The sequence below is a fragment of the Apibacter sp. B3919 genome (assembly GCF_026537405.1).
Classification (GTDB): Bacteria; Bacteroidota; Bacteroidia; order Flavobacteriales; family Weeksellaceae; genus Apibacter.
The window spans coordinates 622,505-637,241 of record NZ_JAFNMG010000001.1; the positions used below are offsets into that span (position 1 = coordinate 622,505).

Annotated in this window: 13 protein-coding genes and 1 riboswitch; of the genes, 8 read left to right on the plus strand and 5 right to left on the minus strand. The window is 33.1% G+C overall.

All coding sequences use genetic code 11. The features are described from left to right. Positions 1-125 precede the first annotated feature (125 nt). Positions 126-2,981: a leucine--tRNA ligase gene (leuS, locus tag J3U20_RS02810; protein ID WP_160542404.1), complete on the plus strand. Its 2,856-nt coding sequence runs from the start codon at positions 126-128 to the stop codon at positions 2,979-2,981. Between the two features lie 68 nt (positions 2,982-3,049). Here the strand turns inward: leuS and J3U20_RS02815 are convergent, their stop codons facing one another. Further along, complete coding sequence (locus J3U20_RS02815; RefSeq protein WP_160542318.1) at positions 3,050-3,817, minus strand: SDR family NAD(P)-dependent oxidoreductase; 768 nt, start codon at positions 3,815-3,817, stop codon at positions 3,050-3,052. A 121-nt stretch (positions 3,818-3,938) separates the two neighbouring features. Between J3U20_RS02815 and J3U20_RS02820 the strand changes: the two genes are divergently transcribed. The 3 genes from J3U20_RS02820 (at position 3,939) to J3U20_RS02830 (ending at position 7,153) form a co-directional block, all read left to right on the plus strand. Then, on the plus strand, positions 3,939-4,247 hold the full coding sequence (locus tag J3U20_RS02820; protein WP_160542319.1) for a MerR family transcriptional regulator: 309 nt from the start codon (positions 3,939-3,941) through the stop codon (positions 4,245-4,247). Between the two features lie 302 nt (positions 4,248-4,549). Then, a riboswitch (SAM riboswitch) is annotated at positions 4,550-4,647 on the plus strand. 159 nt (positions 4,648-4,806) lie between these two features. Continuing rightward, entirely contained in the window at positions 4,807-5,943 is a 1,137-nt protein-coding gene (locus J3U20_RS02825; protein ID WP_160542320.1) for a trans-sulfuration enzyme family protein, read from the plus strand. A gap of 28 nt (positions 5,944-5,971) precedes the next feature. Further along, complete coding sequence (locus J3U20_RS02830; protein WP_185150270.1) at positions 5,972-7,153, plus strand: homoserine dehydrogenase; 1,182 nt, start codon at positions 5,972-5,974, stop codon at positions 7,151-7,153. Positions 7,154-7,183: 30 nt separating this feature from the next. On the opposite strand, the gene bshA is transcribed toward J3U20_RS02830, so the two are convergent. The 4 genes from bshA to J3U20_RS02850 form a co-directional block, all read right to left on the minus strand. Continuing rightward, positions 7,184-8,308 (minus strand): N-acetyl-alpha-D-glucosaminyl L-malate synthase BshA, encoded by a 1,125-nt coding sequence (gene bshA, locus J3U20_RS02835; RefSeq protein ID WP_160542321.1) that lies wholly within the window; start codon positions 8,306-8,308, stop codon positions 7,184-7,186. A gap of 1 nt (position 8,309) precedes the next feature. Beyond that, the gene (locus J3U20_RS02840) at positions 8,310-8,939 is read right to left on the minus strand and encodes an alpha/beta hydrolase (RefSeq protein WP_105297008.1); all 630 of its coding nucleotides are present in this window, start codon (positions 8,937-8,939) and stop codon (positions 8,310-8,312) included. Positions 8,940-9,190: 251 nt separating this feature from the next. Further along, positions 9,191-9,841 (minus strand): protein-L-isoaspartate(D-aspartate) O-methyltransferase, encoded by a 651-nt coding sequence (locus J3U20_RS02845; RefSeq protein WP_160542322.1) that lies wholly within the window; start codon positions 9,839-9,841, stop codon positions 9,191-9,193. A gap of 154 nt (positions 9,842-9,995) precedes the next feature. Next, on the minus strand, positions 9,996-10,910 hold the full coding sequence (locus tag J3U20_RS02850) for an EamA family transporter (protein WP_160542323.1): 915 nt from the start codon (positions 10,908-10,910) through the stop codon (positions 9,996-9,998). 237 nt (positions 10,911-11,147) lie between these two features. On the opposite strand from J3U20_RS02850, the gene rpsL reads away from it, so the two are divergent. From rpsL to rpsJ, 4 genes are read left to right on the plus strand one after another with little or no spacing between them, the layout of a single operon-like run. Further along, positions 11,148-11,528, plus strand: coding sequence for a 30S ribosomal protein S12 (gene rpsL, locus J3U20_RS02855; protein ID WP_055425682.1), 381 nt, complete (start codon positions 11,148-11,150; stop codon positions 11,526-11,528). Between the two features lie 25 nt (positions 11,529-11,553). Beyond that, complete coding sequence (gene rpsG / locus J3U20_RS02860; RefSeq protein WP_055425681.1) at positions 11,554-12,030, plus strand: 30S ribosomal protein S7; 477 nt, start codon at positions 11,554-11,556, stop codon at positions 12,028-12,030. Between the two features lie 7 nt (positions 12,031-12,037). Further along, a complete protein-coding gene (fusA, locus tag J3U20_RS02865; RefSeq protein ID WP_105297011.1) occupies positions 12,038-14,167 on the plus strand; it encodes an elongation factor G in 2,130 nt (709 codons plus the stop codon). Positions 14,168-14,178: 11 nt separating this feature from the next. Beyond that, positions 14,179-14,484, plus strand: a complete 306-nt coding sequence (gene rpsJ / locus J3U20_RS02870; RefSeq protein ID WP_055425679.1) for a 30S ribosomal protein S10 — start codon at positions 14,179-14,181, stop codon at positions 14,482-14,484. The last annotated feature ends 253 nt before the right edge of the window (positions 14,485-14,737 follow it).

Below are 14,737 nucleotides of genomic sequence, written 5' to 3' on the forward strand. Positions count from 1 at the left end.
ATATATATTTCATATCATATATCTTTTTTTTTACTATTGTAATTAATACGTATGCTTTAAGCTGAAATACAATTTAAAAATTGAATAAATCATTACCTTTGCAAAAAATTAATTCAATTTTACCCATGCAATATAATTTTCAGGAAATCGAAAAAAAATGGCAAAAAAAATGGAAAGAGCAACAAACATTTGCTGCTTCAAACCATACAGATAAACCCAAGTTTTATGTGTTGGATATGTTTCCGTATCCTTCGGGAGCAGGTTTACATGTAGGTCATCCACTGGGTTATATTGCCTCTGATATTTATGCAAGGTTTAAACGCCATCAAGGTTTTAATGTACTTCATCCCATTGGTTATGACAGTTTCGGGCTACCTGCTGAACAATATGCTATTCAAACAGGCCAACATCCGGCGATAACCACAGAAGTTAATATTAACGGGGGTATAGATAATAAAGACAATGTTATTGCAGGATATAATAATCAGTTGAAAAAATTGGGATTTTCTTTTGACTGGAATCGTGAAGTGAGAACATCTGATCCCGACTATTACAAATGGACCCAATGGATATTCATCCAACTTTTTAACTCATATTACAATACTTCTTCGCAAGAGGCTCGTCCTATTACTGAATTAATAGATATTTTTTCAAAGGAAGGTAATGCTAAAATAAATGCCTGTACCTCACCAATTGAAATATTTTCGGCTGAAGATTGGAACCGTTTTTCAGATGAAAAAAAACAACATATTCTTTTAAATTATCGATTGGCTTATCGTGCAGAAACAACCGTTAACTGGTGTCCGGCTTTAGGAACGGTTCTGGCAAATGATGAAGTGGTAAATGGAGTTTCTGAACGAGGAGGATTTCCTGTCTATCAAAAAAGCATGATGCAATGGTCTATGCGGATTACGGCTTATGCTGAAAGACTTCTTTCCGGATTGGAAACTATCGATTGGAGCGAATCAATCAAAGAAAGTCAACGTAATTGGATTGGTAAATCTTTAGGGGCAGAAATCAATTTTGCTGTTGCTGATTCCGAAGCAACCGTTACAATTTTCACCACTCGTCCGGATACAATTTATGGTGCTACTTATATGGTTATGGCTCCTGAACATCCTCTTGTGGATCAAATTACTACCGGCGCCTATTACGAAGCCGTAAACCAATATAAAGATCAAAGCACCAAACGATCGGAAAGAGAGCGAATCGCAGATGCTAAAACTGTTTCAGGACAATTTACCGGTGCTTATGCTATAAATCCTTTTACTCATAAAAAAATTCCTATTTATATTGCAGATTACGTATTATATGGATACGGAACAGGTGCCATAATGGCTGTTCCTGCTCACGATGAGCGTGATCATCGATTTGCTAAACATTTTGGACTTCCGATTGTTGAAGTAATTAAAGGAGGAACCGATGTTCAAGAAGAGGCTTTTTCTTCCAAAGAAGGGGTCTGTATCAATTCCCAAATTTTAGACGGATTGACTGTTAAAGATGCTCAAGCTAAAATTATTGAGGAAATAGAAAAAATTAAAATCGGGCACGGAACTACCAACTATCGATTACGAGATGCCGTTTTTTCTCGTCAAAGATATTGGGGGGAACCTATTCCTATATATTATAAGAATGATATTCCCTATGCTTTACCGGAATCTGCATTACCTTTACTTCTTCCGGAGGTTGAAAAATATTTGCCCACTGAAGACGGAGATCCTCCGTTGGGACGTGCTACACAATGGGCTTGGGACACTGAAAATGAACAAGTTGTAAGTAACGACCGTATTAATCATACCACGATTTTTCCTTTAGATTTGAATACAATGCCCGGTTGGGCCGGAAGTTCCTGGTATTTTCTCAGATACACAGATCCAACTAACCATTCTTGCTTTGCCGATACTAAAAAAATAAATTATTGGGAAAACGTAGATTTATATATTGGAGGAAGTGAACATGCTACGGGACATTTATTGTATTCACGTTTTTGGAATAAATTTTTAAAAGATTATGGATACTGTGCCCAAGAAGAACCGTTCCAAAAATTAATTAATCAAGGGATGATTTTAGGTCAAAGTGCTTATATCTACCGAATTAACGGAACTAATAACTTCATCTCTTACAATTTATTACATGAAGCACAAGATACCACTCCACTGCATATTGATGTAAAACTTCTTAAAGGAACTACAGATGAAGTTGATTTAGAAAAATTAAGAAATTGGAGAGATGAATTCAAAAATGCAGAGTTTATTCTTGAAGAAGGTAAATTTATATGCGGGAGAGAAGTAGAAAAGATGTCAAAATCTTACTACAATGTTATTAATCCGGATGATGTTTGTGATGAATACGGAGCCGACAGCTTACGTATGTATGAAATGTTTTTAGGACCTATTGAACAGGCTAAACCTTGGAATACTCAAGGACTTAGCGGAGTTCATGGATTCTTAAAAAAATTCTGGAAACTGTATCATTCCGGTGAAGGAGAAACTTTCTTTGTATCAGATGAAAAACCTACTAAAGAAGAACAAAAAATAATTCATCAATTAATAAAAAAAGTTAAAGAGGATTTGGATAACTTTTCTTTCAATACATCCATAAGTTCTTTTATGATTGCTACCAATGATTTGGTAAAAATAAAATGTTATAAAAGAGAAATTTTAGAATCTTTGTGCATTTTAATCTCTCCTTATGCTCCACATATTTCAGAAGAGCTATGGGAAAAATTAGGACATGAAAACAGCATTGAATTTCAAGCATTCCCTGAATTTAACGCTGAATATCTTGTTTCCGAAATACATGAATATCCGGTTAGTTTTAATGGAAAAGTACGTTTTAAAATTGAAATGCCTATTTCCGCTACTCCTAAAGAAATTGAAGAAGCAGTAATGGCCCATGAAAAAACACCGAATTATCTTGACGGCAAACAACCTAAAAAGATTATTGTTGTGCCTAAACGAATTGTCAATATTGTACTATAAATAGAATTGAAAAACCAATCCGTTTTGGGATTGGTTTTTTTATATTCTTTTATGCTATCTTTTATTAACTAATTAGTTGTTAACCCACCATCAACTGATAAAATCGTTCCGGTAATCCATCGGGCTTGATCGGAAGCCAGGAAAACAGCTGCCGCCCCAATATCTTCTACCGTTCCAATACTTCCCATCGGATATATAGATTTAATCATTGTATGAAAATTTGTTTTCCCTTCTTCGCTAAGTTGTTCTAAATTATATCGTAGAAGCGGCGTATCGATACTTCCAGGAGCAATAGCATTAACCCGAATTCCATCTTTTCCTGCCTCAAAAGCCAATGATTTAGTAAATGAATCTATACCGCCCTTTGTCATGGAGTAAGCAGTAGATTCTCTTCCCGGTAACATTCTGTGTGAAAAATAAGATGAAATATTAATTATATTTCCTTTGGATTTTTTCAAAGATTGATACAAATTTTGAGTCAGTATATAAGGCGCTTTCATATTAAGATTAATGTGTTTATCTAATAAATCTTCAGATGTTTCTTCAAAAGGATTAAAACGACCGATTCCTGCATTATTAATTAACACATCAACTGTCTTTACTTTTTCTAAAATTAGTTTACCAACTGAAGATAATTTTTCAATTTCCGTCAAATCCGCAGAAATCAGAGAAACAGTTACATGATACGACGAAAATTCTTCTTTGATGTTATTTAATTTTTGAGAATCTCTGGCAATTAGAACAAGATTTGCTCTTTGTTGGGCGAAAGCACGAGCAATTCCCAAGCCTATTCCTTCAGTAGCGCCGGTTATAATAACATTTTTGTCTATTAACATAATACTTAAATTTTAATTATAGTTTATTGTTAAATATTTACATTTTATGTAAATTATTTACAATTACAAATTTAACTTTTATTTTGTATATTTACTTCAAATAATGTAAATAATTTACAAAATGAACGAAACCAATCATTTATCTTTCGATTTTAAGTTTTTAGAGCAATTAATTGTGGGCATTGGCGAAGTTTCTCAAATAACGGGAATTCCTACACGACAAATTAGGTATTGGGAAGATAAAGGAATTATCAAAAGTCTTACAGAACAGGAAGGAAAAAACAGAAGATACAATTATGAAAATATAAAAAAAATGATTCTAATAAAAGAATTATTGGAAGAAGGGTTTACATTAGATGCTGCTTCACAAAAATTAGACAGCCGAATGCAATTGATTGAAAATGTATTAAAAAAGCTTAACAACAAATAAAATCAGTATTAAATAAATGGGTTGTTAAAATATCATTTACATTGCATAATATTATTATTGATCTTAATATAAATTAGTTACCATCACAAAAAATTTTATTTTTTCAACTTAAAATTAATTTCGATGATTATTAAAATACTTCTTTTGGTAAATTCATTTATATTTAGTATGCTTTATGTCTTATATTATAATGATTATTAAAAATACATTACCTTTATAAATATTATAATAAAATCGTTTTTTATTGGAAATTAAAAAATAAAACGTATCTTTGTAATATATTTAGCGATCATTAATAAAATTACTTATCAAGAAAGGTGGAGGGAATTGGCCCTATGATACCTTAGCAACCCTCTTATATGAGTAGGTGCTGCATCCAACCGTAAAGGAAAGATAAGTCGAAACAGCTTACATACAAATACATATAATACGAGCTTCTTTCGACCTACATAAAGAAGCTAATTCATAATTTAGCATTTAAATGGGAATCTTGTATAAGTTGTTTTATGATGATTAATGAATTTTAAGGCATTTATTAATTAGAAAAAACAACCTAGTCATGAAATTAGAAACAAAATTAGTACATATTTCTACTCCTGATGTACTTACCGGAGCTATATCTACTCCTATTTACCAAACCTCTTCTTATGTTCAGGAAGAACCGGATTTGAATAAAGGATTTGCTTATACAAGAACGGCTAATCCTACCCGTAAAGTTGTAGAGCAGGCCATTGCTGAATTAGAGGGCGGTATTGCCGGATTTGCTTTTTCATCGGGATTGGCAGCAACGGATTGTGTTTTAAAGTTATTAAAACAAGGGGATGAAATTATTGCTGTAAATGATGTTTACGGAGGTACTTATCGAATAGTTACTACGGTTTATAATAAATTTGGTGTAACCTCTAAATTTATTGATACGACTGATATTCAAAATGTCTTACATGCAGTTTCAAATAAAACTCGCTTCATTTGGTTGGAAACCCCTACAAATCCAACTTTAAAAATATCCGACATTGAAGAAATCTCTAAAATTTCCAAGCAAGTGGGAGCACTATTAATTGTAGATAATACTTTTTTATCTCCTGCTTTACAACAACCGATACGTTTAGGTGCTGATATTGTTGTACACAGTGGAACTAAATATCTTTCAGGACATGGAGACGTTTTATCCGGATTTATAGTTGTGAAAGATCCTAAAATAGCCGAAGAATTAAAATACTTACAAAATACCTCAGGGGGCGTACTCTCTCCTTTTGATAGTTGGTTAACTTTACGCGGAATTCAAACTCTATCTCTGCGTATGGAAAAACATTCACAAAATGCTCAAAAAATTGCTGAATTTTTAACTACACATCCCAAAGTAGATAAAGTATATTATCCAGGATTAAAAAATCATCCCAACCATCATATTGCGGCCAAACAACAAAAAGGGTTTGGCGGAATGGTATCTTTTAGTTTAAAAGACGATACTTTGGAAGCGGCAAAAGATTTTTTAACCCGTACCAAAATTTTCCTTTTAGCTGAAAATTTAGGCGATGTTAGGAGTTTGGGTAGCCATCCTGCAACAATGACCCATAAATCAACCCCTCTTGAAGTTCGTAAAGAAACAGGAATTCAAGATTCTTTAATTCGTTTATCGGTAGGAATTGAAAATGTGGATGACCTGATTAATGATATCAAACAAGCTTTAGATTAACGGTTAATTTTATAAATTGAATAATTGAATGATAAGAAATAAACTTAAATTAGGAATTTTTGGATTTGGATGTGTGGGAACGGGATTGTATAAAGTGTTAGAAGAAGCCGAAAGTGTAGATGCAAATATTAAAAAAATATGTATTAAACATCCCGATAAACCGAGATCAATCGATAAAAAGTATTTTACTACTGATAAATACGAGTTATTATCGGATCCTGAAATTGAAGTTATTGTCGAATTAATAGATGACGCTGATGCTGCTTTTGATATTGTTTCAGAGGCCATGAAAAACGGAAAAGCTGTAGTTTCGGCAAATAAAAAGATGATTGCCGAACATTTACCTGAACTACTAAAGTTGGAAAAAAAATACCAAGTTCCCCTACTCTATGAAGCCTCTGTTTGTGCCAGTATTCCCATTATCAGAAATTTAGAAGAATATTATGATAATGATTTATTAACATCGGTATCGGGAATTTTTAATGGTTCTACCAATTTCATTTTAACCAAAATGATCCATGAAAAACTTTCTTATCCTGTGGTTTTAAAAGAAGCACAAGAAAAAGGATTCGCAGAATCAGATCCTACCTTAGATGTTGAGGGAATTGATCCTAAATATAAATTGTGTATTATTCTTTTTCATGCTTTTGGACTTATTACTAAACCGGAATCTATATTTAATTTTGGAATATCAAGAATAAGTGATTTCGACTTGGAATTTGCTCGTCAAAGAAATTTAACAATCAAGTTAATAGCAAGATGCAATAAAAATAATAATGAAATTACGGGTTTTTGTGCTCCTACTTTTATAGAAAAAGAAAATACGTTAGCTCATGTAAATTATGAATATAATGGAGTGGTTTTAGAAAGTGCTTTTTCAGAAAAGCAACTGATGATCGGTAAAGGTGCGGGAGATAAACCCACCGGATCTGCCGTGCTTTCTGATATTTCAGCTTTAACGTATGATTACAGATATGAAAACAAGAAATATATTCATCTAAATAAACAATTACAATTAGTCGATACTAAAATTTATAAGGTTTATGTAAGATATCACGATCAATTTTCCGGTTTTGATGATTTTGAGTCCATCGAAGAACAATACAGCAGCCTTTCAGGTAATTATTTTATAGGCTTCATCTGTTTACATAAATTAGCGCATTCTTCATGGATTAAAGACCCGAATATAAATGTTATTTTTTTCAGCTGATTGGGTTGATAAGTATGTAAATTCAACTATTTAGTTATGATTGCCCAATGCTCGGTCATACAATTCTTTATATATAGGAATTATCTTAGAATTATCAAAAAGTAAAGCTTGATCTTTCGCTTGTTTTTTGAAAAGTGAAAGCATTTTTTCATCTTTCAGCAGCCTAATGGCATTCTTTGCCATGGAAGGGATGTCACCAACAGGAGATACAAATCCTGAAAAACCGTCTTTATTAACTTCCGTAATTCCCCCGGCATTACTTGAAATAACAGGTATGCCACAGGCCATTGCTTCTAAGGCTGCCAATCCGAAACTTTCTTGTTCAGAAGGTAATAAAAATAGATCTGCAATACTTAAAATTGAAGATACATCAACCATTTTTCCCAACGTTTTAATTTTATCCTCCAAATGATACACTTTAGTTAAATGCTCAATGGTTTCTGTCTCCGGTCCTTCTCCAACAATCAAAAGTTTTGATTTAACTTCTTTTTGTACCAGATTGAAAATCGACATTACATCATCAATGCGTTTAATTTTTCTCAAGTTAGATACATGAATAAGTAATTTTTCATCTTCAGCAGCAAAATTCTTTCGGATACACGGGCTTGATATTTTAACAGAATTATCAATAAAATTCGGAATTACTTCAATGTCTTTTTTAATAGTAAATGCCTCAAAAGTATCTTGTTTTAAACTTTGGGAAACAGAGGTTATATAATCGGATTTATTGATCGAAAATTCGACACCGGATTTATAAATGGGATGACTTCCTACCAAAGTAATATCTGTACCGTGTAAGGTAGTGATTACCGGTAAGTCAACACCCTTCTCTTTTAAAATTTGCTTGGCAAAATAGGCTGCATAAGCATGAGGTATTGCATAATGCACATGCAGCAAATCTAATCCGTAAGTTTCTGCAACATTTACAATGATTGTAGACAATGCTAAGGAAAAGGGTTGATATTCAAATAAAGGATATTGTTTAACGCAAACTTGATGAAAATATACATTAGGCAAGGTGACATCCAGCTTTGCCGGAATGCTATAACTTATAAAATGAGCTTCATTACCTAATGCGGCCATCTCCATTCCTAATTGGGTGGCAACTATCCCGCTCCCACCGAACGTAGGATAACAAACAATTCCAATTTTCATCTTATTGCAAAAAATTTAAAAGATCATAATAGTTTTCAGAATTTATGCCATGACCTTCATTGTATTCATGATATTCATAATCTAAATCTAATTCTTCACATATTGATTTGAATTGACGAGACCATTGAATGGGAATAATAGGATCTTCTTTTCCATGTGAAAAGAAAAATTCCAATTGTGAAAAATCATCCCCCATGTTTACGTCTTTCAATAATTCCGGATCCGGATATCCACTTAAACAGGCTATTTTTTTAAACCTTTTAGGATGGTGTAATGCTAATGAAAAGGAAAGGATTGCTCCTTGACTAAAACCTAACAAGGTTATGGAATTAGTATCGAAAGGATATTTAGTTTGGATTTGATCCAAAAATTTCATAATAATTTTTTGCGATTCAATGGCCTGGTCGGAATTAATCATTTTGGCTCCTGAAGTAAAATCTAAATCGTACCAGGCATATCCACCCATGCTAATTTCTCGTATGGCTCGTAAACTAATCACGTAGGCATCATCGGGTAATTCTTCTGCAAAACTGAACAAATCTTGCTCATTACTTCCATATCCATGCAGTAAAAGTATTAATGAAGGCGTCTCGGTAGCTGACTTAGGTTCTCTTAATAAATAATGGACCATATTTAGAATTTTAGTAAAACAAAGATACTCTTTTTTGTATAATACATTTTAGAGAATCAAGCTATCTAACGTTATCTATACGTTTCTTTTGAAATTTATGCTTCTTGGTGAGTATCTTGAAAATGATTTTTTTTAGATCAATTATTAGTTAGAAAATTAGATTAGATTATATTTTTTCAAATTATTAAAACATAATGCTTTTTAGTAAAATAGATACGGTTTAAAATTATTAATTGAAACCAATCGATTTTTTATTCAATCACTCTATTTTCTAACATAGGAACAAATTGATAATCTCCAAACTCCATAGTCTCAAATGTATTTTCATCTAATTTTAGAACGGTATACATTTTTTGCTCTTTTTCTCCTATAGGAATAACCATGACCCCTCCAACTGCTAATTGCTCCAATAACTTTTTAGGCATGGTGGGAACCCCCGCTGTCACTATAATTTTATCAAAAGGAGCAAAAGAAGGAAGACCTAAATATCCATCGCCAAAAATTTGATGTTTAGGAACGAAATTAATTTTTTTAAGGATTCTTTTGGAGAATTCAAATAATTCTTTTTGTCTTTCAATGGTAAAGACTTGTGCTCCTAAAGCTACTAAAACAGAAGTTTGATATCCGGAACCCGTTCCGATTTCTAAAACTTTTTCTCCTTTCTGAACGTGTAATAATTGAGTTTGAAAAGCTACTGTAAATGGATGGGAAATCGTTTGATTGGATAATATTGGAAAAGCTCTGTCTTCATAAGCCAGATCTTCAAATATTGAATCTATAAAGAGATGACGAGGAATTTTATTTAGGGCGTTTAATACAATTTCATCATTTATTCCTTTTTGCTTAAGTAAATTAATTAGTTTATTTCTCTTTCCTTTATGTTTTAATGTATCCTGTTTCATTGTCTTGCAAGTTATTTAAAATATCAATGAGAAACAATATTTACCGGGACGCATAAAGGCGAAAAGCAAGCGATAAAAAATATTTTTTACATGAAAATTATTGTAATTTAAAAAGTTCCTTATTTTTATCTTATTAGTATTTTTTTTGAATTTTTTATTTTTTTAATCTTTTAGGAAGGATAAAAGTTAAATTAAGTAAAACAATAGCGATAAGGATAAGTACAATGCCCACCCATTGCAGGGAAGTTACTTTTTCGCTAAGCACAAATTTAGCCATCATAACAGAAACCGGAAGTTCCAAGGAAGCGATTATACTTCCTATTCCGATTCCCACCACCGGCATACCTTTGGTAAATAAAAATGGAGGAAGAATAGTGCCGAAAACAGCTAATATAATACCCCATTTATAAAATATTGAAAAATGGAACGGTTCAGTTATCAGCGCATGAGCCCATATTAATGAAACCATAAGGGTGGCTCCTACTAGCAGATAAACAGACCGCAAAGTAGAGGGCATAGATAAGGCTACTTTATTGGACGTAAACATTGAAAAAGTATAGGATAGTGCTGCTAAAATTCCAAAAATTACACCTGTTGCATTCAAATGAACGTGAGATTCATTGATAAGATTGGTTGCTAATAAAGTACCCAAAAGAATGGTTATAATGGCTACAATTTCAACAAGTGTAGGTTTCTTACGATTTACAATAAAATCCACTAATGCACCCATCCATACCGCTTGCATAAGTAAAACTATGCATATGGATACTGGGATTCCGTAATGAACAGCTAAATAATAAAAGGTGCTGGTAAGACCAAAAGATGTTCCACACAAAACTAAATATACTTTATCTTTTAATGTGTATTTTTTTTCTTTACTTACCTGTTTATTTTTAGTAAAACCATGAAGTATGATAAGACCTAGCAAGCCGAGGACCGCTTGAGAAAAGGTAACCTCCGCAGTAGTATAACCGTCGTTATAAGACAGACGAACAAAAGTTGCCAATACTCCATAAGAAGCTGCTGCAAACGCCACAAAAAATAGCGATTTTAAGTAGTTCACGTTCATTTATTTGTATTTATATAATTTTAAGCAGGTTCAAAGTTAAAAACTTAAATTCAGATACTTGACGAAAAATTCATTCAATTCATGATTTTTTTTAAATTTAGATTAAACTATTATCATTTAGAAAGATAAAATTTTAAATAAATAATCATATGAATCAGTGGATTATGGGCGTATTATTTTTTGCATTTATAAATAAAAAGCACTACATTTGCAAACTTAAAAATTAAAAGAGCATAAATGCCAACTATTCAACAATTAGTAAGAAAAGGAAGAGCCACACTTACCAAGAAGAGTAAATCGGCTGCTTTAGATTCTTGTCCACAAAGACGTGGAGTATGTACTCGTGTATATACCACTACACCTAAGAAACCGAATTCAGCGCTTAGAAAAGTAGCCAGAGTTCGTTTAACTAATGGTAAAGAGGTCAATGCGTACATCCCGGGAGAAGGACATAATCTGCAAGAGCACTCGATAGTATTGGTGAGAGGCGGAAGGGTAAAAGATTTACCTGGTGTTCGTTATCACATTGTCAGAGGTGCTTTAGACACAGCTGGTGTTCAAGGACGTTTACAAAGAAGAAGTAAATACGGAGCTAAACGACCTAAAGAGAAAAAATAAGTAATAACGAAATTATTCAGGTAAAATGAGAAAAACGAAAGCAAAAAAACGTCCGCTTTTACCGGATCCTAAGTTTAACGATCAGTTAGTAACTCGTTTCGTTAATAACTTAATGAAAGACGGTAAAAAAAGCATAGCTTTTAAAATTTTTTACGATGCGTTGGAAATCGTAGAAACTAAAAAAGAAAATCAGGAAAAAACATCTCTGGAAATTTGGAAAGATGCTTTAGAAAACGTAATGCCACACGTTGAAGTACGTAGCAGAAGAGTTGGGGGAGCTAACTTCCAGATTCCAATGCCTATTCGTCCGGATAGAAAAATTTCTATGGCGATGAAATGGTTAATAAAATATTCAAGAGATAGAAATGAAAAGTCCATGTCTCAAAAGTTAGCTGCTGAAATTATTGCCGCTGCTAAAGAGGAAGGTGCTGCAGTTAAAAAGAAAACCGATACGCATCGTATGGCTGAAGCTAATAAAGCATTCTCACATTTCAAATTCTAAAGAAAATATGTCTAGAGATTTAAAATATACACGTAATATAGGTATTGCTGCTCACATTGATGCAGGAAAGACAACTACAACGGAAAGAATTTTATTTTATACCGGAGTAAACCATAAAATCGGAGAAGTTCATGATGGAGCTTCAACGATGGACTGGATGGTTCAAGAAGCTGAAAGAGGAATCACTATTACTTCTGCAGCTACTACATGTAATTGGAATTTCCCATTAACTGATGACGGTAAAAAACTACCGGATACACAGTCTTACCACTTTAATATTATCGACACTCCGGGACACGTTGACTTTACTGTTGAGGTGAACCGTTCATTAAGGGTATTAGACGGATTAGTTTTCTTATTTAGTGCGGTTGACGGTGTTGAGCCTCAATCTGAAACTAACTGGAGACTTGCGGATAATTACAAAGTTCCAAGAATGGGATTTGTAAACAAAATGGACAGACAAGGTTCTGACTTCCTTAATGTATGCCGTCAGGTTAAAGAAATGTTAGGATCTAATGCGGTTCCTATCGTATTACCTATCGGATCTGAAGAAGATTTCAAAGGGGTAGTTGACTTAGTTAAAAACCGTGCTATTGTATGGCATAATGATAACTTCGGTTCTACTTTTGATATTGTAGATATCCCTGAAGATATGAAAGAGGAGGTAATGGAATATCGCCAAAACCTTATCGAAGCAGTTGCTGAGTACGATGAAACTTTAATGGAAAAATTCTTTGAAGATCCGGATTCAATTTCGGAAGAAGAAATCCACGAAGCGCTTCGTAAAGCAACTATAGATATCAGCATTATACCTATGGTTTGCGGATCATCATTCAAAAATAAAGGAGTTCAGTTTATGTTAGATGCTGTTTGCCGTTATCTTCCTTCTCCACTGGACAAAGAAGCTATTGAAGGTACAGATCCTAAAACTGATGAACCGATCGCAAGAAAACCGGATGCAAAAGAACCGTTTGCAGCTTTAGCGTTTAAAATTGCTACCGATCCTTATGTTGGTCGTTTAGCTTTCTTTAGAGCTTATTCCGGTCATTTAGATGCCGGATCTTATGTATTAAACACTCGATCCGGAGATAAAGAAAGAATTTCCAGAATCTATCAAATGCATGCCAATAAACAAAATCCTATCGAATATATCGAAGCCGGAGATATTGGTGCAGCAGTTGGATTTAAAGATATTAAAACAGGAGATACACTTTGTGATGAAAAATCTCCGATTATTTTGGAAAGCATGGTATTCCCTGATCCGGTTATCGGTATCGCTGTAGAACCTAAAACTAAAGCGGATGTTGATAAATTGGGTATGGCTTTATCAAAATTAGCGGAAGAAGATCCAACTTTCCAAGTAAAAACAGATGAAGCTTCAGGACAAACTGTAATTTCAGGAATGGGTGAGCTTCACCTTGACATCATTGTAGACCGTTTAAGAAGAGAATTTAAAGTTGAAGTAAATCAAGGACAACCTCAGGTTGAGTATAAAGAAGCTTTAATGGGATCTGCTGATCACAGAGAAGTTTACAAAAAACAAACCGGTGGTCGTGGTAAGTTTGCTGATATTGTATTCCAAATCGGACCTGCTGATGAAGGAAAAACCGGATTAGAATTCGTAAACGAAATCAAAGGTGGTAACATTCCTAGAGAATTTATACCATCTGTTGAAAAAGGTTTCAAAGAAGCTATGAAAAATGGTCCTTTAGCAGGATATGAGATTGACGGTATGAAGATCACATTGAAAGACGGATCTTACCATGCGGTTGACTCTGACCAGTTATCTTTCGAATTGGCAGCTAAACTTGGATTCAAAGAAGCAGCTAAGAAAGCAAAACCGGTTATTATGGAACCTATTATGAAATTGGAAGTTTTAACTCCGGAAGAATATATGGGGGACATTGTAGGAGACTTAAACCGTCGTAGAGCAACAGTAAGCGGAATGGATGACAGAAATAATGCCAAAGTTATTAAAGCATTTGTTCCATTATCTGAAATGTTCGGATACGTAACTTCCTTAAGAACTTTATCTTCAGGACGTGCTACTTCAACTATGGAATTTGACCACTATGAAGCAGCTCCTCAGAATATAGCTGATGAAGTAATTGCTAAAGCTAAGGGTACAAACGTTTAATTTTTAAAACAATGAGTCAAAAAATAAGAATAAAACTTAAATCTTACGATTATAATTTAGTTGATAAATCAGCTGAAAAAATCGTAAAAACCGTGAAAGCAACCGGTGCTGTAGTTAATGGTCCTATTCCATTACCTACTCATAAGAGAATTTTTACCGTATTGCGTTCTCCACACGTTAACAAAAAATCTCGTGAACAATTCCAATTAAACTCTCATAAAAGATTAATGGATATCTACAGTTCTTCTTCTAAAACTGTTGATGCATTAATGAAATTAGAGCTTCCTAGCGGTGTTGAAGTAGAGATTAAAGTATAAGTTTTTAAACGAAACTTTAGATATAAAAAACCTTCTGAATTATAAATTCAGAAGGTTTTTTTCTTTTATATAGTATAACAAAAACGCACATTACCACTTAAATTTAATATGTATTTATACAGTATTCGGAATATATTTTAAGTATTTACTTTATTATTATATAAATTTTGGCACGAAATTAGTGTTTAATAAAAGCATAAATAAATCTATTATGAAAAATAATTTGGCTTATTTTTTTAAAAGTATATTGTTC

What these genes read in the sequence shown, in the direction of transcription:
- leuS (WP_160542404.1), top strand. Translation starts at nt 126, where the DNA reads ATGCAATATAATTTTCAGGAAATCGAAAAAAAATGGCAAAAAAAATGG.
- J3U20_RS02815 (WP_160542318.1), bottom strand. Translation starts at nt 3,817, where the DNA reads ATGTTAATAGACAAAAATGTTATTATAACCGGCGCTACTGAAGGAATA.
- J3U20_RS02820 (WP_160542319.1), top strand. Translation starts at nt 3,939, where the DNA reads ATGAACGAAACCAATCATTTATCTTTCGATTTTAAGTTTTTAGAGCAA.
- J3U20_RS02825 (WP_160542320.1), top strand. Translation starts at nt 4,807, where the DNA reads ATGAAATTAGAAACAAAATTAGTACATATTTCTACTCCTGATGTACTT.
- J3U20_RS02830 (WP_185150270.1), top strand. Translation starts at nt 5,972, where the DNA reads ATGATAAGAAATAAACTTAAATTAGGAATTTTTGGATTTGGATGTGTG.
- bshA (WP_160542321.1), bottom strand. Translation starts at nt 8,308, where the DNA reads ATGAAAATTGGAATTGTTTGTTATCCTACGTTCGGTGGGAGCGGGATA.
- J3U20_RS02840 (WP_105297008.1), bottom strand. Translation starts at nt 8,939, where the DNA reads ATGGTCCATTATTTATTAAGAGAACCTAAGTCAGCTACCGAGACGCCT.
- J3U20_RS02845 (WP_160542322.1), bottom strand. Translation starts at nt 9,841, where the DNA reads ATGAAACAGGATACATTAAAACATAAAGGAAAGAGAAATAAACTAATT.
- J3U20_RS02850 (WP_160542323.1), bottom strand. Translation starts at nt 10,910, where the DNA reads ATGAACGTGAACTACTTAAAATCGCTATTTTTTGTGGCGTTTGCAGCA.
- rpsL (WP_055425682.1), top strand. Translation starts at nt 11,148, where the DNA reads ATGCCAACTATTCAACAATTAGTAAGAAAAGGAAGAGCCACACTTACC.
- rpsG (WP_055425681.1), top strand. Translation starts at nt 11,554, where the DNA reads ATGAGAAAAACGAAAGCAAAAAAACGTCCGCTTTTACCGGATCCTAAG.
- fusA (WP_105297011.1), top strand. Translation starts at nt 12,038, where the DNA reads ATGTCTAGAGATTTAAAATATACACGTAATATAGGTATTGCTGCTCAC.
- rpsJ (WP_055425679.1), top strand. Translation starts at nt 14,179, where the DNA reads ATGAGTCAAAAAATAAGAATAAAACTTAAATCTTACGATTATAATTTA.